The organism is Paenibacillus sp. P36, from assembly GCF_045866505.1.
Taxonomy (GTDB): domain Bacteria; phylum Bacillota; class Bacilli; order Paenibacillales; family NBRC-103111; genus Paenibacillus_E; species Paenibacillus_E chondroitinus.
On sequence record NZ_AP038372.1, the window covers coordinates 4,015,827 to 4,036,039 of the forward strand.

At 44.4% G+C, this 20,213-nt stretch carries 18 protein-coding genes; all 18 read left to right on the forward strand.

The window, feature by feature from the left end:
* Nucleotides 1-6 precede the first annotated feature (6 nt).
* The 18 genes from ACKTT9_RS18010 (at nucleotide 7) to ACKTT9_RS18095 (ending at nucleotide 20,184) form a co-directional block, all read left to right on the forward strand.
* Complete coding sequence (locus ACKTT9_RS18010) at nucleotides 7-1,017, forward strand: aminoglycoside phosphotransferase family protein (protein ID WP_407872660.1); 1,011 nt, start codon at nucleotides 7-9, stop codon at nucleotides 1,015-1,017.
* 32 nt (nucleotides 1,018-1,049) lie between these two features.
* Nucleotides 1,050-1,397, forward strand: a complete 348-nt coding sequence (locus ACKTT9_RS18015) for a VOC family protein (RefSeq protein ID WP_379172091.1) — start codon at nucleotides 1,050-1,052, stop codon at nucleotides 1,395-1,397.
* Nucleotides 1,398-1,551: 154 nt separating this feature from the next.
* Nucleotides 1,552-2,262, forward strand: coding sequence for a cytochrome c biogenesis protein CcdA (locus ACKTT9_RS18020; RefSeq protein ID WP_407872661.1), 711 nt, complete (start codon nucleotides 1,552-1,554; stop codon nucleotides 2,260-2,262).
* Nucleotides 2,263-2,282: 20 nt separating this feature from the next.
* Nucleotides 2,283-2,825, forward strand: coding sequence for a redoxin family protein (locus tag ACKTT9_RS18025; protein ID WP_407872662.1), 543 nt, complete (start codon nucleotides 2,283-2,285; stop codon nucleotides 2,823-2,825).
* 30 nt (nucleotides 2,826-2,855) lie between these two features.
* Nucleotides 2,856-3,986 carry a peptide-methionine (R)-S-oxide reductase MsrB gene (gene msrB / locus ACKTT9_RS18030; RefSeq protein WP_407872663.1) on the forward strand — a complete coding sequence of 377 codons (1,131 nt, stop codon included), beginning with the start codon at nucleotides 2,856-2,858 and terminating at the stop codon, nucleotides 3,984-3,986.
* Between the two features lie 18 nt (nucleotides 3,987-4,004).
* Nucleotides 4,005-4,775 carry a response regulator gene (locus ACKTT9_RS18035; RefSeq protein WP_407872664.1) on the forward strand — a complete coding sequence of 257 codons (771 nt, stop codon included), beginning with the start codon at nucleotides 4,005-4,007 and terminating at the stop codon, nucleotides 4,773-4,775.
* A complete protein-coding gene (locus ACKTT9_RS18040) occupies nucleotides 4,775-6,490 on the forward strand; it encodes a sensor histidine kinase (RefSeq protein ID WP_407873060.1) in 1,716 nt (571 codons plus the stop codon). Before ACKTT9_RS18035 ends, ACKTT9_RS18040 begins: the two co-directional genes overlap by 1 nt.
* Before the next feature lie 799 nt (nucleotides 6,491-7,289).
* Complete coding sequence (locus ACKTT9_RS18045; protein WP_407872665.1) at nucleotides 7,290-8,414, forward strand: MGDG synthase family glycosyltransferase; 1,125 nt, start codon at nucleotides 7,290-7,292, stop codon at nucleotides 8,412-8,414.
* A 428-nt stretch (nucleotides 8,415-8,842) separates the two neighbouring features.
* Nucleotides 8,843-9,277 carry a hypothetical protein gene (locus tag ACKTT9_RS18050; protein ID WP_407872666.1) on the forward strand — a complete coding sequence of 145 codons (435 nt, stop codon included), beginning with the start codon at nucleotides 8,843-8,845 and terminating at the stop codon, nucleotides 9,275-9,277.
* A 715-nt stretch (nucleotides 9,278-9,992) separates the two neighbouring features.
* Nucleotides 9,993-11,822 carry a sensor histidine kinase gene (locus tag ACKTT9_RS18055; protein ID WP_407872667.1) on the forward strand — a complete coding sequence of 610 codons (1,830 nt, stop codon included), beginning with the start codon at nucleotides 9,993-9,995 and terminating at the stop codon, nucleotides 11,820-11,822.
* A 97-nt stretch (nucleotides 11,823-11,919) separates the two neighbouring features.
* Nucleotides 11,920-13,080 carry an ABC transporter substrate-binding protein gene (locus ACKTT9_RS18060; RefSeq protein ID WP_407872668.1) on the forward strand — a complete coding sequence of 387 codons (1,161 nt, stop codon included), beginning with the start codon at nucleotides 11,920-11,922 and terminating at the stop codon, nucleotides 13,078-13,080.
* A 26-nt stretch (nucleotides 13,081-13,106) separates the two neighbouring features.
* Nucleotides 13,107-14,291 carry a response regulator gene (locus ACKTT9_RS18065; RefSeq protein WP_407872669.1) on the forward strand — a complete coding sequence of 395 codons (1,185 nt, stop codon included), beginning with the start codon at nucleotides 13,107-13,109 and terminating at the stop codon, nucleotides 14,289-14,291.
* A 106-nt stretch (nucleotides 14,292-14,397) separates the two neighbouring features.
* Nucleotides 14,398-15,705, forward strand: coding sequence for an ABC transporter substrate-binding protein (locus tag ACKTT9_RS18070; RefSeq protein WP_127454324.1), 1,308 nt, complete (start codon nucleotides 14,398-14,400; stop codon nucleotides 15,703-15,705).
* 98 nt (nucleotides 15,706-15,803) lie between these two features.
* The gene (locus ACKTT9_RS18075; RefSeq protein ID WP_127454326.1) at nucleotides 15,804-16,685 is read left to right on the forward strand and encodes a carbohydrate ABC transporter permease; all 882 of its coding nucleotides are present in this window, start codon (nucleotides 15,804-15,806) and stop codon (nucleotides 16,683-16,685) included.
* A gap of 98 nt (nucleotides 16,686-16,783) precedes the next feature.
* Entirely contained in the window at nucleotides 16,784-17,569 is a 786-nt protein-coding gene (locus tag ACKTT9_RS18080; protein WP_407873061.1) for a carbohydrate ABC transporter permease, read from the forward strand.
* 136 nt (nucleotides 17,570-17,705) lie between these two features.
* Nucleotides 17,706-18,479, forward strand: coding sequence for a class I SAM-dependent methyltransferase (locus ACKTT9_RS18085; RefSeq protein ID WP_407872670.1), 774 nt, complete (start codon nucleotides 17,706-17,708; stop codon nucleotides 18,477-18,479).
* A 21-nt stretch (nucleotides 18,480-18,500) separates the two neighbouring features.
* Complete coding sequence (locus ACKTT9_RS18090) at nucleotides 18,501-19,043, forward strand: GNAT family N-acetyltransferase (RefSeq protein ID WP_407872671.1); 543 nt, start codon at nucleotides 18,501-18,503, stop codon at nucleotides 19,041-19,043.
* Nucleotides 19,044-19,203: 160 nt separating this feature from the next.
* Nucleotides 19,204-20,184: an aldo/keto reductase gene (locus ACKTT9_RS18095; RefSeq protein ID WP_407873062.1), complete on the forward strand. Its 981-nt coding sequence runs from the start codon at nucleotides 19,204-19,206 to the stop codon at nucleotides 20,182-20,184.
* Nucleotides 20,185-20,213: the final 29 nt, after the last annotated feature.

A 20,213-nucleotide genomic window follows, 5' to 3' on the forward strand; every position in this document is an offset into this window, starting at 1 on the left:
AAGAAGATGCGTGAGCCTAAGCCTTATTGGCGTGATGTACCCCTTAACTTGAGGAAGCAAGTGGAAGAGCAGATGGCAAGCCCGATTCGAACGGCAGCTCGTGTGTTCGGAGGATATGGACCGACGGCAACGTTTCGTATTTTTTTAGAAGATGGAAGAACGTTGTTTGCCAAGGGAGCAGGGCAGGGATCACTACCAGAGAATTGGCGGGTGCTTCCGTTAGAAGAAGCCGTGTATCGTGAGGTTCGTGCGATTTCGCCGATTTCACCACGTTATTATGGCTCAGTCAGCACCCAAGGATGGCATCTATTATTACTGGAGGATTTAAAGGGCAGTAAGAAAGTGCCGTCTTGGACCGAAGCATTAGCGGTTCAGGCGATGCGCGATCTAGCCCAATTTCACGTGCAAGGAATCGCCGAGGCTGATAAGGTGGAAGCGATGTCTGCCCGAGGTGTAACGGAGAACTGGCTTTCCATGAAACAGAGCAGCGAAGAGCGAAATTATTTTCTTGACTTGTTTCACGAGAATAGGGAAGAAGCGGAGGCTTGGCTGGATGCGGTGCTTGATGTTTTGATTCCTCTTGAAACGGATCTTATGCGTCAAGACCAACCCTGGGGTTTGATTCATAAAGACATACGCTCGGATAATCTTCGTTTCAAAGACGGCAGATTAGTGTTATTTGATTGGGCATTGGCTTGTAAAGGCCCCTTGCTATTTGATATTGGTTTTTTCTTTCCTAGCCTGGAAGGGGAAGGAGGGCCGACCGCAGAGCGATTATTGCCTATCTACAAAAAGGAAATGGCTGAACACGGGATTGAATTCCCCGAATATGCCGAACGAGCTGTTGCCGTTTGTGCGGCAGGATTCTTTGCTACAAGAGCGGGGAAACCGCCAATTCCTCAGCTCCCGCGGCTTCGATATATTCAGTGGTTACAGCTGGGACCTGCGCTGCGTTGGACATGCAATCTGCTAGGTCTGCCTCAACCGCCTAGATTATCGCCACTTAAAGATGAGTAATGTTAACTTATTCCATACATTGGAGGAATGGTATGAATCCTATTCAGAATAAAATCGGTGGCGTCTTTATTCCAGTCAGCAATATCGAACAGGCTCGGGACTGGTATTGTGATATTTTAGGCTTACCGACGGATGGAGAAGTTTTGTTTGGGCATATTTATGTTTTGCCGATGGAAGGACCTAGTCTTGTGTTGGACAGCAAGATATATGCACCTGATCACGTTTATAAAGTGCCAGCCTTTCAATTTCGCACCGATGATATCGTTCAAGCCTTTGAATTTATGAAAGCAAAAAATGTTCAATTATTAACTGAAATCGAGAATGATCACTGGTTTAATTTTAAGGACCCTGATGGTAATGTTCTAATGATTTGCAAGTAGTGTTTAAGCTAAGCTCCCTAATCTTAGGATTAGGGAGTTTTTTTATGTCAAATCTACAAAAAGACATGATCATTTCATAGAAAGTCATCATCAGTGTGTATGCCAATTTGGGTGAGAAAGTCGTAAGCTATTCCTAAGAAAGGAGGCAGTTGATATGTTGACAAGTCAGGTTTTTGCAGGAAGTGTGTTCCTAGCAGGATTGCTTTCGTTTTTCTCGCCTTGTATTTTGCCGCTGCTGCCTGTCTTTATTGCTCAACTCAGTGGCGTTACGCCAGGCAATGAAACGCAAGCTGTCAGAATAGGCAGTGTGCAGATTCGTCCTTATCTAATTGGGAATACGTTGTTCTTTATTCTAGGCATTTCATTCGTCTTCGTATTACTTGGTTTTGGAGCAGGTGCGATCGGTAATATCATTAACACCTCTTGGTTTATTCTCATTTGCGGAGCCATCGTCATCCTTTTCGGAATCTTTCAAACAGGTGTATTTCATGTGCTATTTATGCAGCATGAGAAAAAATTGTCCATCGATTTGAATGGGAAAAAGGGTTTCACAGCAGCCTTTTTACTCGGCTTTACCTTCAGCTTCGGTTGGTCTCCATGCATTGGCCCGATATTAGCGGCGGTGCTCAGCTTGTCTGCAAGTGAAGGATCATCCCTGCAAGGCGGCGGTTATATGCTCATTTATGCACTAGGCTTGGCTATTCCTTTTCTTATTCTTTCCTTTTTTTCAGATATGCTTGCAGGACGTTTAAGAGCACTTAACAAACATTTGCCTAAAGTAAAAGTGATTTCGGGCATTCTGCTCATCGTGATGGGCGTGCTGCTTATGACGAATAATCTAAATGTGATTGCGTCTATATTTTAATGGTGGACAGGAGGAGTTTTATGATGAAGAAAGTAAAATGGTTACTCGTCAGTGTGATTGTGCTTTCACTATTCGTTCTTGCGGCTTGTGGGGATAAAAACGCCACGAAGGCTGCTCAATCTTCATTAAATTCAGGGCAGCCCGCCCCCATGTTTGAGCTGAAGGATCTGAACGGGAATCAAGTTAATTTGGCTAGTTATGCCGGAGAAAAAGTGTACGTCAAGTACTGGGCTTCTTGGTGTTCGATTTGCTTGGCTGGGCTTGATGAAGTAAATGAATTGGCCGGTCAAGATAACGGCTTTAAAGTGATTACAATTGTCAGCCCAAATTATAAAGGAGAACAATCGACCAAAGCATTTACAGAGTGGTTTAACGGACTGCAAAAGGAGCAAAAAAGCAACTTAACGGTGCTGCTCGATGAAGATGGCAAATGGGCGCAAAAATTTGGGGTAAGAGGGTATCCGTCTTCTTATTACATTGGTTCTGACGGTATTCTGGCAAAGTCAGCGCCAGGCCATAACTTTAATGACGCCATTATTGATAATTTCAAGAAAATCTCTTGATTTTTCATTTGTTGAATAGGAGGAAAAGATATGAAAAGAATTCTGTATGTGAGTTCTCTGCTGCTGCTATTATTTGTTACGGCTTGTGCCAATTCGATTGGGGTTAACGGTAGTTCGAAAGCCGCGGGGTCATCATCAGCGATGTTAGCGAAAAATGAACCTACAACTACCAGATCCGCAAATCCTAATGATAAGATTGATTATTCCAATAGTAAGCTGCAAACCATTTATCTGGCAGGCGGCTGTTTCTGGGGAGTGGAGGCTTTCATTTCCCGAATTCCAGGCGTACAGGATGTAATTTCTGGTTATGCTAATGGAATAGGGGAAAATCCGACGTATAAGGACGTTGTTCGAGAAGACCGCAAATTTGCGGAGACGGTAGAGGTTAAATATGATCCGGCACGAATCGAATTGTCCGATCTGTTGACTCGTTTCTTTAAAATCATCAATCCAACAAGCGTGAATAAGCAGGGAAATGATGTAGGCATCAGCTATCGATCAGGCATTTATTATGTCAATGAGAGTGATGCTGCTGTGATCAACGAAGTAGTTGCAAAAGAGCAAACGAAATATGATAAAAAGATCGTGACGGAAGTACTGCCTCTGACGAACTTTTATGTAGCTGAGGAAGAGCATCAGGATTACTTGGAGAAACACCCGGATGGTTACTGTCATGTTGATTTAACGATTTTGGATGAGCCCGTTAAAGTTGACCCTACGAAGTACACTAGACCCAGCAATGAAGAGCTGAAGGCGAAGTTAACCGATCTTCAATATAACGTAACGGTACTCGGAGGCGAGGAGAGAGCTTATTCCAATGAATACTGGGATACGTATGATCCAGGTATTTATGTTGATATCACCACAGGCGAACCCCTTTTCTCCAGTCGTGACAAATATGATTCCGGCTGTGGCTGGCCAAGTTTTACGAGACCGATTGACCCTGATGTGGTAACTTATGAGAAGGACACTAGGTACAATATGGTTCGTACGGCGGTCAAAAGCCGCGTAGGCGGCATTCATCTTGGTCATGTATTTGATGATGGACCTGCCGAATCGACAGGGAAAAGATTCTGTATCGATAGCGCCTCCATCCGGTTTATTCCACTGGACGACATGCAAAAGGAAGGCTACGAATATTTGCGTACAAGTGTTGAATAAATCAGGAGGTAAAACACGATGTACAAATTATTGCTCGTGGAGGATGAAGAGCTGATCCGAAATGGAATCAGGCGGCTGGTTCCTTTTGAGAAATTTCACATCACAGAAATTATAGAGGCGGGGAACGGTGAGGAGGCGTATCAGCTATTCCTTGCTCATCGTCCCGATATCGTCCTGTTGGATATTAATATTCCAAAAATGAACGGGCTTGATTTTGCCAGAAAAGCCAAAGAACTGAAGCAAAATGTCAAGATTGCGGTGATAACCGGGTATGATTATTACGATTACGCGGTTACTTCTTTGAAAATTGGCATTGATGATTACGTGCTTAAGCCGGTTTCTAAGGAAGACGTGTATGAGGTCCTGCAAAAGTTAGTGAGTAAGCTTCAAAGTGAACAGCAGCAATCCGAGCTGCAAAGCCTTGTAAGTGATTATAAAACGACGCTGCAAGCAAAAGATGAATCCGATAACAAGGCATCTATTGCCAAAATTATCGATGAGAATATTGCTAATCCTGATTTCTCCTTAGCCATTTTGGCGGATCAGAAAGGGTTCAGCAGCGGGTACATGAGCGTTCTTTTCAAAAGATTGTTTAATGTCTCCTTTCAGGATTACTTAATTGCTGTCCGGTTAGAACGTTCAAAGCTTCAGCTCTTGGTGTCGGATTTGAAAATATATGAAATCTCAACGGCGGTCGGATTTGATAATCCGAATTATTTCAGCGCTGCTTTCAAAAAGAAATTTGGGGTCTCCCCCCTGCAATACAGGGAAAGGATTAAATATTCGTGATGAGATTTCCCCGGTCGCTGCAATCCCGTATTTCGTTCGTTTATATGCTAATCAGTCTCGTAACCATAGGAATTATCGGCACTGCCTTATATGTGGGCATTTCTAGAGTAGTCATGAATGATTCCATTCAGTCTTCGCAAATGGCCATTTCAAAAAGCGGGGCTTTCGTTGGAGCCTATATAGATCGGTTGTTGGTCTTGTCCAATGTGCTTGCTAACAATCCCCAGACCATCAAGACCTTAGCCTCTCCAACTAAAGAAGGGGAGAAGGATGAGATGCAGCTCATCCGTACTGTGCTGATGTCCGATTCCTATATTAAGTCTGTTGTGGTTATCGGAAAAGACGGCTATATGTTGTCAAATGAAACGAAGCTGAACATGCAGCGATCGTCCAATATGATGACAGAACCATGGTACGTAGAAGCAATTAAAGGGAAAGCACCGGCCCTTTCTTCTGCCCGCATGCAGGAATTTGCGATGGACAAGGACAAATGGGTCATTTCGATGAGCCAAGAAGTGAGAGATGAGAACAATCGGAACCTTGGCGTTATCCTATTGGATATCGAATACAATGGCATCGATGATTATTTGAAGGATCTGGATCTGGGGAGTAAAGGTTTTGCATTTATCATTAATAGCCAAGGCGGGATTGTTTATCACAAAGACCCGACATTTTTTGTTGATCCAGCGAAGAAAGAGCAATTAAGGAACATTAGCATGTCAGCTAGCGGTTACGATCGAACGCAAAATGTCCTTATTCAAAAAACACAAATAGCAAACTCCGATTGGACATTGGTCGGCGTTAGTTCGCTGGATGGTTTACTGCAAATTCGCAGTCAAATGATTCGATCTTTTGTTATTGTCGGTTTAGGACTGTTAATCATTCTTGTTACGGTGTCATTAATCATTGCCAGAAGCATCACGCGGCCGGTTCATCGATTAGAGCAGGCTATGCAAAAAGTAAGAGAGGGTACGTTGGAAGTAAGTGTGCCTGAATCTGGCGTGACGGAAGTACAGGGGCTTGCCCAACATTTTAACCTGATGGTTTCCGAAGTTCGCAGATTGCTCGAGGAAATTGAATTGAAGGAAAAAGCGCTGCACACCTATGAATTAAAAGTGCTGCACAGCCAGATCAATCCGCATTTTCTATATAATACGTTGGATACGATCGTCTGGATGGCCGAATTTAATGAAAGCGAACGGGTTATATCTACAACCAAAGCGTTGGCCAAATTTTTTCAATTGTCACTCAGCGGAGGAAGCGAGATGACGACGATTGAAAATGAAATGAACCATGTCGCTCAATATTTATTTATTCAGAAGGAGCGATATGGAGATAAACTTCATTATCAGCTGGACTACGACCCAGCGTTAGCGGTCAAAGTCATTCCTAAAATCATTTTGCAGCCTATTGTGGAAAATGCCATTTATCACGGCATCCGGGAAAAAGAAGGATCCGGATTCGTGGAAATTACCTGCGACTATACGGATGATGGACATGTGCAGTTCATTGTGAGGGATGATGGCGTGGGCTTCGACTCGGCTTCTCATCGCTTTAATAAAGACGTTGAGCCACCAACTTCTCAGCCTAAATTAGGCGGAGTTGGCATCAACAACGTAGATGAACGCTTAAAACTTTATTATGGCAAAGAATACGGGGTTCAGATCCAATCTCGTTCGGGAGAAGGAACAACAGTAACCATCAACATACCGTGAGAACTCCGAAGATGACTCATCAGGAAGGGAATCGATTCATGTGAACAAATCTAAGTTAATGGTAAACTTTATAATAGTTGTGCTGCTAGTCGCCCTATTAGGCACCGTATACACGGAAATAGATGCTTGTTTTTTGAATAATTAACTGAACTTGATCCACTGGCTCGAACACATTGGTGTGCCTTATGGAACTAGACCCCCAATATCATCGAATTTGATGCTGTATATGATTTATAACATGAATTAATTAAGAAGAGGCCCTCCCTTAAGTCATTTAATGACCGTGGGAGAGCCTCTTTTTTTGAATAACCGTTAGCGAAGGTGCAGCAAGGATTAGTTAGCCATTAAATAGCGACAAATCTAAGAATTTGAAGAAGGAAAAGTCTTCTAAGAACGACGATACCACGATTATTCATAAATCGAAGAACAATGGAGTTACGATTTCTGGAGACCACACGACCGTTAAAAACAGTAATGAACCCATTGGCGCTGCGGTAAACAATACCATAAAAGTGGTTGATTAATAAAGTCATTTCTATCATTCCTTTCTAGCGAGGATACTTTAGGATATGCTGGAATGACTTGTCTGTGAGGGCTCATTTAATAGATTAGTATGGAATTATGAATTGTTTCTGAATATTTACATCACGGCAGATCACCTACTTCATATCCCCATTGGCATATGTTATGGTTAAAGAAAATTGAAATAGATCCATGCAACTCGCAATACATTGAAACTGTAGGAACAGTTATTTATATCCGTTTATAAAAGTTTGTGATGAAAGGTGGTATTTCAACGATGCCTTTTAATCCTCGTATCTTAATTCTTACGGCTAGTTATGGTAATGGACATATTCAAGCTTCTAAAGCGCTGCAGCAGCAGTTCTTCAAACAGGGTATAGAGCAAGTGAAAATTGTTAATCTCATGAAGGAAGGCCATCCGTGGATCTACTCAATAACTTCTTCGTTAATCAGTAAAAGTACGAAAAGCTCTAAATTAGGCCTCGACTACTATGGTTGGAGCTATTATTTAACACGTGAAACGAAAGAGACCGCGCTATTTCAGAAATCAATGACTTATTTGGGTCAAAAGAAACTGAGAGAACTCATTCAAAAAGAACGTCCTGATGTTGTGGTCAACACGTTTCCTTTTGGCGCGGCTCCAATCGTTTGTAGTGCAATGGGAGTCAAAAATTTTACAGTACTCACGGATTACGCGTTACATGCAACTTGGCTGCATCCAAAAGTCGATCGGTATTATGTGGCAACGGAAGATTTGAAGCAACAAATTATTTTTAAAGGATATAACAAGGACTGTATAGAAGTCAGCGGCATTCCGCTGAAACAAGAGTTCGCAGCAGCGAGCATTCGTGCGCAATCGCAATCTCTGCGAAAGAAAATTATCCTTATCATGGCTACGGAAAGCGGTGTAACCAGTTATCTAGATGAAATGTTGGATTCGCTGCTTCTTCTTGAAGACTGTCAATTAGTTGTCATCTGTGGCCATAACGAGAAGTTGAAAGATCGACTTGAGGCAGATTTTGCTGCGTACCCTGGGATCACCATTCTTGGTTTTGTTGATAATGTTCACGAGTGGATGTCAAGAGCCATGTGTATTGTAACGAAAGCAGGCGGCTTAACGTTGACAGAGGCTATAGCTTTGCGACTGCCGGTTTTTGTATATAAGCCAAACGGCGGTCAGGAGAAAGAAAATGCCTTATATTTATCCAGGCTCGGTGTAGCTTCAATCGCCTATAAGATGGAGGACTTTTACATAAATATTGAGCAATTCATACGGCATCCCACTAAAAGCGAAGAAATGAGAGCTCGCATGGCCTCGTTGCAGCGCCATCATGCAGCGGCTCACATCGTTAATGATATGATGATGGTTTTGGATAATCCAATTATGTCCGCTTTAATTTGAGTTAGGGATGGATCAAGGAGTCTGCTGCGAAGCAGCTCCTTTTTTTGTTGAGGAATTTGAACGAGTTAGGTTGGAAAAGAGAGAAAAATGAGAAGCGTTTGCTGATAAACTGCTCCTAATATACATTGAATGACAAGATGCGTCTAATAACGAGCGAGTTGTTCGGAAAATAGAAGAAAATATTATTTCTAAGGAAATAAGGAAATATCAAACATCACACTGACTGGTGCCTAGCATTAAGTTTTGATAAAGTCACAGGAGATCAGAAGTTATTATCGAAATGAAAAACACAATAAATGTGGAGGTAGGAAACAGGTGACTTGTTAGAGTGAAAATTTAATTAAATGCCTCGATCTTGAAAATGATTTTGATTAGTAGCCCTTAGGTAATCAATCGAGCTTGCAATAGATGTAGGAGGTGAAAATTAATTGTTAAAACTAGAAGAGATAAATGAGTACCTATTCTATGAGTTTGCTTATGATGTCACATTTAGTAAATCTGATGTGTCTGAAACATGGCCATTTAAATTTAGATATCTGGAAACATTTCAACTAGATCATGAAATAATTAGAATCTATGAGTTTTCAGATGAGGGTGACGAGTATTTCTTTCTGGATGGTCCAATACTTACCTACTATAAAAAAGAGCAGATGACCATTAAGGAATTATATAATCAATTAGTAGGTTCAAGATGGATATCAAGTCAAGATCCTGTAGAGTTGAATAGATCAATTATTGGAGACGATTCGGTACCATCTGTAAAAGAACGTAGAAATACCTTGAATTTAATTGCAAAAGATGATTCTATCTTAGTTCAACAAAATTATAGCAGTTGGAAGGCTTTGTCCATATATATTGGCTGAATAATCAGTAACTAGACAAAAATCAATACTGGAACCAAATAGAGTGGCAAATAACAGATATAGGTAAGTGATGAAAAATGAAACCAAAACATTATGTACTTTCTTCATTAGTTACGTTAATCATCTGTCCGACAATACTTCAGCTAGTAATCCTTGTTTTTATTGCTAAAGCTGCTATTACTTTTGAAAGCTTATTAGGAATAGTTGTTTTCATGATATTTACGTTATTTCCGTTAGTAGTAATTGGAATTCCCTCTTCAATTTGTATTAATCTGCTACTAAAAAGAGTTATAATAGCAAGAATAATAATCGAACCCCTATTCTACATTGTGTTTTCGTTAATTGGAGTTGTAGTAACGATCTATGCATTTAGTAAAAACAGGACTGATGGCTTGTTCATATTCGATAAAGATAATTTATTAATTTATTCATATGGGATATTGTGTGCAATAACATTTCAAATTTCGCTACGTTTAATATCTCGAAAGAAAACATGATGACATAGATTAATAAAAATATCCGTATTAAATTCAAGGAGCCTGCAACACTGCAGCTCCCTTTTTTTATTCGACAAAACGAATCGGAATATGGCGATATTCGGCAGGGGACTAGTTCATTAGACATATTTTGAGCGGCGTATAGAGGGGAAAGGTCTCATAGGTAGAAAAAGGTAATTGACAACCTTTTTTACACCTAATGATGGAGGTGAAGCACGGTGCTGCGACGCCCTGTACCCATTTTTGTCCAGTTGCTCGCGGGGATGTTCTTGATTGCCGCACTGGCGATCGCGCTTACAAATTTGCTGAATTACCGCATGACGTCACAGATTGTGCTCAACCGTACCGCAAGCTATACCCAAGAATCCGTGGAACAGCTGTCAGCCAAAATCGATGTGTTGCTTCGCCAATACGATCAGGCTACGCAAATGGTTGCCTTCGATGAGAAAGTGCTGGCGGCTTTAAAAGCGGATGTTCCCCCGCAAGCAGCTGAACCTCAAGTTTCCATGGACCTAAATCGGTATTTGGCGGAAAAAATACGCTACATTGCCGGGGACATGCTGCTTCATTTATTTGACCGCAATGGACACGCGTACGCTTCCAATGAATCTCTGCAATTATTCTGGCGGATGGCGGACGATGTAGCTGCTGTAAGCTGGTACAGCAAAATGCAAACGCTTGACGGACACATGCTGTGGGTATACGGGCCTGCCTGGCGGGACGGCGAAATCCCGGCGATCATCGGAGCCCGCAAGCTGAAGGACCCATCAAGCCTGACACCGCTCGGGGATGAATTTATTGTCTTTCCGGTAGATAAAATCAACCGCATCATTGGCGAAACAGGCCAACGCATCGAGCGAAAGGTGCAGGTGATGGATTCCATCGGCAACATCGTGTATTCTACGGTTCCGCGAGAAATCGGTACGGCTGCGGATGTAGGCTTGTTCAGTAAATTTGGAAGAAATGCGCAACCCTTCTTCGAATGGAAGACAAGAGAGGATCAGCGACAAGTGCTGGTGTCTTATGCGAAATCTTCATACAGCGGTTGGACGACGATCGCCTATTTCAAACCTGAGGCAGTCAACAGCGAGGCTTCTCAAATTTGGGCGCATGCCTTGCTCACCATGGGTGCAGGCATCCTCATTGCACTAGTGTTTGTGACTTATTTTACATGGACACTCACCAAACCGATCCGGCTGCTGGCCGATGGCATGAATCGACTCCGTAAGGAAGGGGTCAAGCCGATTGACAAACCATTTGCGAGCCGAGAAATCACTAGACTTTATGCCAATTACAATGCCTTAGTGGAAGAGTTGGAGGACGTTGTAGAGCGGCTCTCGGAGCAGCAAATTACGGTGCAGTGGGCGCAGTTGGTTGCACTTAAGGCACAATTCAGGCCTCACTTTTTGTACAATTCGCTTAATCTGATTTACTGGACCATTGAGGATGAACGGCCGGATCAGGCGCAAGCTATGACACTCGCGCTAAGTGAACTCCTCCGTTATAGTGTCCACCCATCGACGGATCTCGTAACATTAGGTGAAGATATGGAACAGCTGAATCGTTATTTGCTTTTGCAACGAGCAAGATACGGGGAGAAGTTTCAGGTAAGTATAGAGGTGGAGGATGGGCTGGAACAACAACGCGTTATACGACTCGTACTCCAGCCTCTAGTCGAGAATGCTTTCCATCATGGTTTGGAGCAGCAAGAGGAGGGGGATTGGCAAATCCGAGTGCGGATCTACCGGCAAGACGGCATGGTGAAGTGCTCTGTAGAGGACAACGGCGTAGGGATGACGCAAGAGGCATTGCAGATGTTGGAGGTATCCATCCATCAAGAACAAAGCTTTGAGAAGCAGGGACGAGGAATCGGACTAAGCAACCTTCACAAGCAGCTGCAAGCGTTTTTCGGGCCTAGCAGCGGGATTAGCCTCTCCAAGAGTCCGCTAGGCGGGCTGCAGGTTATGCTGTCTTTGCCGCTTCATACTTCGGAGCTGGTTACGGTGCCACCCTTACTGTCCAAGAAAGGGGGGACTGGCGCTGCTTAATGATCGAAAAGGAAATCAATCTACCTTATGGCTCATTGTTTGCCTGGTGAGTTTCCTATTCTTAACTTCCTGTGAACCTCAAGCAGCTTTACCTAGCGTGAACGAAAACACGTCGCAAGTCGTGAAACTTCGTATTTGGCTATGGCCGGGAAGTGGACTTGAACGGCTCGTTAAGAAGTACATGGCCCAACATCCCGGAGTGGATGTGGAGATTGTCAGCTTTCAGCTTGACGATGTTTTGCCGGGGCTGATGACGTCACTTGCTACCAAAGCGGATACGCCCGATCTCGTTCTTCTTGAGGCTTCTCAACTAAATCAAGTAAAGCGTTTTCAAAATGAATTTTTTAATCTCTACGATTACGGCGATGAAAGGGAGCACTACTTGGATTGGAAGTGGCGCCAAGCAGAAAGCAAAGATGGCGGCTTTCTATTTGCGATGCCAGTGGACATCGGCCCTGTCGCATTAGCGTACCGCCGGGACTTGTTTCAGATGGCAGGGCTACCGGTCGATCGGGAGGAAGTGGCCGAATTTCTAACCAGTTGGGAACAAATGGAGCAAGTTGGCTTGGAAATCAAGAAGAAAACAGGCGCTTATCTTATCGATAATTTGACCAACGTATTTATGAGCTATTTGAACCAGTTCGACGGTTATTACTTGACGCCGATGGATCACGAACTTGATCCGCATGTGAAAGAAGCTTGGGATCAAGCTATACGCTTCCATAAGCTCGGGTTAAATGCGGGCCTTCCGTCGCAATCTTCCGCCTGGGCTGCAGCTGCCGTTAACGGGAAGTTTGCCGTTGTTGTTGCACCCTCCTGGCTTCATGGAGCTTTCAAGAAAGTTGCCCCCTCTACCGCAGGTGTCTGGGATCTAGCCCGAGCCCCTGGACTTCCCTCGAACTGGTCAGGGACATGTCTGGCTGTTCCACGGACGAGCCGAAATCCTCATGCGGCCTATGAACTCGCTCAGTGGCTGACAGCTCCGGCACAGCAACTGGACAATTTTATTGGCAGCGGTAATTTCCCTTCCACACCGGAATCTTATTCGACCCGGGAGTTTCTAGAGGTGCGTGATGCTTTTTTTCATGACGCACCTGTCGGTCAGATCTACTCCTACACGGCACTTCGTTACAAAGGGGCTTACAATGATTTTGAATATGAAGGGATTGAACGAATGATAAAAGAGGGTCTGCGCCGAGTGGAATCAGAGGGAGCGGATCCAGAACATACATGGGAGGATATCGTCCGCCGATTCTAGCAGATAAATACGGGAGGTTGATCGTGATGTTTACAATTCTTGTCGTCGATGATGAAGCAAATGTGCGCCACCCGGTGTGCAGAACCCTTTCACGTTTAGATGGTGTTGGAGAAGTGCTGGATGCAGCGAATGGACTTGAGGCAATGGCTTTGTTAAAAAAGCAGAAAGTCCACCTCCTTATTACGGATATCCGTATGCCTGCAGCGGATGGTCTGCAATTAGCGGAATTTGCGCGAGAGCATTCGCCTGGAACCGATGTATATGTACTTACGGGGCATGCGGAGTTCGATTATGCGCAGAAGGCCATGGAACACGGGGTTCATGCCTATTTGCTCAAGCCATTGTCCAAGGAAAAGCTCAGGGAGGTATATCTTGCATCGTATGAGAAACATCGTCGCAGACAGGAATCTCAGCAAGTTAATGTCATTAGAGAACGTGCGCTGCTGGAAAAGCGCCTTCATGATTTACTCCAAGGGGTACCGGTTCCAACCTTCGATGAAGGCTTGATTCCGTTACACAAGAAAATCATGCTCGTTTCCTTTTCAACCAAAGATTTGAGGTCATTAGGGGAAGCTTCGGTACGTTATTTTATACGGGAGTGCGCTTATGAAGCATTTAGCCGTCTGGGTACAGCAGCCGTGTGTCTGGAGGACCGGCTCGTCACGGTCGTGCTTTTTGCCAATCAATGCGATCAGGAGGCTTGGGAAAGGGAAGTGCAAGAGACGTCAAAGTGGATGGCGGCTAAGTTGCGAATTGAGGTGAAGACAGGGTATGGGGGAGCGACGAAGGAGATCGGCGATCTTAGCTTGATGTACATACGCAGCATGATCAGTCTTGGATTCACCGAAATTACGCGTAAAGAAAGTGGCGGTGAATCGTTCCCGCCGATCATCCGAGCGCTCCTAGGCTATATTCACAAAGAGTATGCGAGTGCAGCGAACTTATCCGACTTTGCCCAGCAATACCAAATCAACCCCAATTATTTGAGTAACCTATTTCACCAGGAAACAGGGATGACTTATACGCACTATTTAACGCAACACCGCTTGACTGAGGCAAAAAAGTGGTTAAGGGATACGAATTTGAAAATATATGAGGTGTGTGAAAAAGTAGGTTATAAGGATCCCGCTTACTTCAGCCGAATCTTCAAAACATTCGAGGGGATAGCTCCGGGGGCTTATCGGACGGTGGACGGAACTTTCCTAACTTAAGTCCAAGAAATCGAAGATGCGTTACCTATACGGGTTGTCCACCCCTGTTTATACTAAATGTAAGGGCTTTCTTGATAGGCTCGAAATTTGAAGGGAGCGTTAATCGATGAAAAACGTGTCGAAGGGTAAGGCCTTAGGTTTGCTAATGGCTTCCGTCCTCCTTCTTAGTGCTTGCAGCAGTGGTGGAGGAGCGCCGGAAGCAGTAAAAACGGATGCGAAAGCAAGCGATGGCAAGAAAGTTCAATTGCAAATGTGGTTTTGGCAGGGGGCTTCATTCGAGAAAATCATCCCAGAGTTTAACCGCACCCATCCTAACATCGAGATCATTCCGCAAATTTACAAATGGGAAGATGCGCACAAAAAGCTTTTAACGGCGATGTCAGCCGGATCTGGAGCTCCGGATATCGCAATGATCGATATTTCCCAGTTGGATCAGTTTCTGAAATACCCAGATAAATTTAATGATCTTAATACGTTTGGCGCCAAGGATATGGCAAAAGACTTTCTAGAATGGAAGTGGAAACAGTCCACGGTTGGCGAGAAACAGCTTGGTCTTCCGACGGATATCGGTCCGATGGTGCTCTATTATCGGCAGGATTTGTTCCAACAAGCTGGATTGCCATCTGAGCCAAACGACGTTGCAGCCAAGATCAAAACGTGGGACGATTTCCTAGCTGCGGGTAAAACGCTTAAAGAGAAAACAGGTGCCGATATTTTATCCAATCCTAACGAACTTTTTGGCGCTATTCGCGACCAAGGGGATGAATTGTACTTCGATAAGGACGATCAGCTCATCATTGAAAAAAATCCTCAAGTGAAGAAGGCTTTGGACTATTTTAAAAAGGCTCGTGATATGGGAATTGCGGGTAGTTACGATCAGAAGAATGCGCTTCAAGAGTATTCAGCAGCTCTCAACTCTGGCAAAATTGCCACGTACATTTCAGCCGCATGGGGCCGAGGACATGTCGAAACCCGTGCTCCGGATACGAAAGGGAAATGGCGTGCAGCGAAAATTCCGGAAGGCACTGGCAACATGGGCGGATCTTTCCTGACCATCCCTAAAGAGTCCAAATACGCTAAGGAAGCTTACACCGCTATTAGTTGGTTAATTTCTCCGCAGCAGCAGCTGGAAGTCTTTAAACTATCCGGCAACTTCCCTTCAACTCCATCCGTATATGGGGACAAGGCCTTCACGGAAACGGGCTATGAGTTTTGGGGCAATCAGAAGCTAGGTGTGTTGTACTCTGAAGTTGCTAAGGACGTAAAAGTGCAGCGTAAGGGGCCGAACTATCAAACGGTTGCGGATATTATTGGCGACGGCATGCAAGCTGTAGCGGTAGATAAAACGAAAGACCCTGATAAAGAGTTCTGGTCACTCGTCGAGAAAGCCAAAACGAAATTGAAGAATAAATAAAGGCCAATAGGGGGCAAGCTCGATTCACTAGCCCATTGCGGTGATGGAAGCGAATTGCTCCCTGTAGGTATATCTTATGAGGATAGGATGTGGAGCCGATGAAAGGGTTCAAAGCCCATCTGGCGCCCTACGTAATGATTTCTCCATTTTACATTCTCTTTATCGCTTTCAGCCTGTTTCCCATCCTGTTCTCGCTGTATCTGGCGTTTCATTCCTGGGATGGGCTTGGCCCCATGGAGTTTGTAGGGCTTCGCAATTTTCGTAATTTGTTGACGGACGATCCGGAATTCTGGACTTCGGTTGGCAACACTTTTGTCATTTGGTTTCTGTCCACCGTACCTCAACTCTTCGCTGCGCTCGTGATTGCCTTTTTACTTAATGCAGCTTTTATGCGGTTTAAGGACTTTTACCGGGCGGTTTATTTTCTGCCTAACATTACCTCCATTGTAGCGGTTGCCATCATCTTCGGATCGTTTTTTGGCAGCCAATTCGGACTCATTAACGGCCTGCTGCAGGCCATAGGGCTTCCTCGCATTGAATGGATCAATGATCCATTTTGGGTGAAAGTTGCCATCTCACTCATGGTCATTTGGCGATGGTCCGGTTATAACGCAATCATCTATTTGGCGGGACTTCAGAGTATACCACATGATTTGTACGAAGCTGCGACAATCGACGGAGCCAGCCGCAAGCAGCAGTTCTTCAGCATTACGCTGCCGCTTCTGAAGCCAATTATTCTCTTTACCGTTATTCTTTCGACGATTGGCGGCATGCAGCTGTTTACGGAACCGCTCATTCTGGTTGGCAATACCGGAGGAGCGACGAAAGGCGGCCTGACGCTGGTGTTATATCTGTATAATCAGGCGTTTGGTAACCAAATGTTCGGTTATGCTTCTGCCGTTGCATGGATGCTGTTTCTGATTATCGGCATATTTTCGTTTGTGAATTGGAAATTCGTCTCGAGAGGGGAGGGGGTTTGATGGTGCCATCATCTTCCAAGGTATCCTTCGGACGCGTCATCACTGCCGTTGCTGTGAAAAAGACAAGAGCGCCAGGCACCCTCTGGCTCCATGTTGTCATGATCACCGGGGCGATTCTATCCCTGTTTCCTTTCTATTGGCTGCTTGTCATGTCAACAGCGACGACGGCGGATATGTTCAGGTTCCCGCCTCGGCTTCTGCCTGGGGACCAACTGCTTGTCAATATTGGAAAAGTGCTTGATCATGTCGGCTTTTTCCGCTCATTTGGCAATAGCCTTCTTGTTGCAGGTACACATACGGCGTTGGTATTGTTTTTCTGCTCTTTAGCAGGATTTGCCTTTGCTAAATTCCAGTTTCCAGCGAAGGCGCCGTTATTCTTCTTTTTATTAGCGACCATGATGGTCCCCCAACAGCTAGGGCTAATTCCACAATTTATCATTATGCAAAAACTTGGCTGGATTAATGATCTCAAGGCGCTTATTGTACCAGGTGCGGCTAGCGCTTTCGGTATCTTCTGGATGCGGCAGTATACGACTTCTGTCGTGCATGACGAGCTTATTAATGCAGGTCGAATAGATGGCTGTAACTCGTTCGACCTTTATTGGAGAGTCGCGCTTCCAGTACTGCGTCCAGCACTTGCAACACTTGGGATCATTACATTCCTAGGGTCGTGGAACGATTACTTGTGGCCGCTTGTCGTCATTTCGGTGCAGGAAAAGTTTACAATTCAGATGTTGATTGCCTCTATGAACGGGGTATATAGCACCGATTACTCCATGGTGATGGCGGCTACATTAATGGCTACCGTGCCGCTCATCATTGTATTTTCACTATTTAGCCGCCAATTTATTGCCGGTCTTATGCAAGGGTCTGTGAAAGATTAATAGTTAACAGAGTTAAACGTTCACTCTAGGAGTGGACGTTTTTTTGTGCAGATGGAATGCCTTCAATCGTGTACAATGAGAAAAAGATAGGCATGACGATAAGCATCCTTTTCAAAAAAATAATGAGGTGAGCCTAATGAATGAGTCTGCTTTACACTTTTATGATGAACTTGCAGAAAACTACCATTTAATTTTCGAAGAATGGACACGAGCCGTTATTTCGCAAGGGGACACATTAAGCAGAATCATCCGTTCAAAATTCACGACTTCGGTTACAGAAGAAATCACACTGTTGGACTGTTCTTGCGGGATTGGCACACAGGCAATAGGCTTGGCATTAAACGGATTTAAAGTGACTGCGACAGATTTAAGTCCAGTGTCCGTAGAAAGAGCGAAAAAAGAGGCTATGTCTTTTGGGGTTGAATTAAATGGAGGAGTAGCTGATTTTCGATCGTTGGACAAAGACGTTTCCGGAATGTTTCATATCGTTCTTTCGGCCGATAACGCGATCCCTCACCTTCTTGCGGATGAAGATTTGCTTAAAGCTGCTAGTAATATGTATGATAAAATGGAAAATAATGGATTACTCCTGATTACAATAAGAGATTATGATGAATTGGTAAAACTGAAGCCAAAAGCGACGGAACCCCGTATTTTTGATCAGGGAAAGCGCATTGTTTTTCAAGTGTGGGACTGGGAAGAGGAGTCGGCTACTTATCTGACTAATCACTTTATTATGCAAGAAATTGACGGCGTGTGGAAAACTAAGCATAATAAAACGAGATACAGAGCGTTGCTGCGTGAGGAATTTAGTCGTATTTTGACGCAAGCGGGATTCTCTTCCATCGAATGGCTGATGCCATCCGAAACAGGGTATTACCAACCGATTGTCACTGCGCGAAAAAAATAAAAGAATAAAAGGATGGTGCAGATGTCTCAACCACTAGTTTATGTTCGGTTCCCTGAAGAAGCGGACATTGCACAGATCATTGCAATGAACAAGCGCAACAGGGAGTTTTTTGAGCAATTTTCTCCAAGCAATTCAGATGACTATTACACGGAGGAGCACATGCTCCAATGGATGAATAAAAGCAGGATCGATCGCATGGAAGATCGGAAATATTCCTTCGTGATATGCCAAACGGAAGATGAACAGATCGTCGGTACCATCGGGCTGACGTATGTCGTACGAGGACCGCTGCAGAGCTGCATGATTGGCTACAATTTGGACCAGGCGGCTAACGGCAAGGGTTATATGACGGAAGCAGTGAAACAAGTGGTACGTTATGCTTTCGAGGAATTGAGGATTCACCGGATAATTGGCGAAGCTTCTCCTAAGAATCCTGGTTCAATTCGCGTGCTAGAGAAGGCCGGGTTCCACAAGGAAGGGATCTCCCGCAGCAATGTGAAGATCAATGGCGTGTGGGAGGACCATCAAGTTTTGGCTATTATTAATCCCAATCCGGATATTTAGACGATTTAAAACGATGATCAGACCCATGTTGTGGGTCTTTTTTTGCTCTTCATCTTATGGCCAGATGTGCGGGAAAATAAGGGGTTGACTTGGAGTTAACTCCAAGGGGTAGACTAGGTTTGTGGATGACGATATGAATTTGAAAGTGAGGAATAATGAAATGGACTATGTGAAACTTGGAAATACGGGTTTGGATGTATCACGAATTTGTCTAGGGTGTATGAGCTTCGGTGTTGCAGAGCGATGGGTTCATCCATGGGTGCTTGATGAAGAGCGCAGCCGTCCTATTATCAAAAAAGCGTTGGAGCATGGTATCAACTTTTTTGATACGGCGAATGTGTATTCAGACGGTACCAGCGAGGAAATCGTTGGACGCGCCTTGAAGGATTATGCCAATCGTGATGAAATTGTTCTTGCGACGAAGGTTCATTTCCGTATGCATCAAGGTCCGAATGGTGCCGGTCTTTCCCGCAAGGCGATCATGAGTGAGATCGATAAGAGTCTTAAGCGATTAGGCACAGATTATGTAGATCTGTATCAAATTCATCGCTGGGACTACAACACGCCAATTGAAGAAACCATGGAAGCCATGCATGATATAGTTAAGGCAGGGAAGGCAAGATACATTGGTGCTTCCGCGATGTACGCTTGGCAGTTCCTGAAGGCATTACACACGGCTGAGAAAAATGGATGGACCCGATTTGTGTCGATGCAAAATCATTTGAACCTCATATACCGTGAAGAGGAGAGGGAGATGCTCCCGCTTTGCAGGGAAGAGAAAATCGGCGTCATTCCATATAGTCCCCTTGCTTCAGGACGATTGACACGTGATTGGTCGGAAGCGACACATCGTTCCGAAACCGATCAAGTTCAGAAATCAAAATATGATGCTACGGCAAATACGGATAAAGAAATTGTTGAGCGTGTTGCGGCAATCGCAGAGCAGCATGGTGTCCCGCGGGCGCAAATCGCGCTTGCCTGGTTGTTGCAGAAGGAGCCAGTAACAGCGCCTATTATTGGTGCAACGAAAATGTCAAATCTCGAAGACGCTGTAGCTGCTCTTTCCATTTCGCTAACTCGTGAAGAAGTTGCTTCACTCGAAGAGCCATATGTACCTCATCGGGTCATTGGTGCTGTTTGATTTATATAACGACTGAGAAAGGGGGGCGA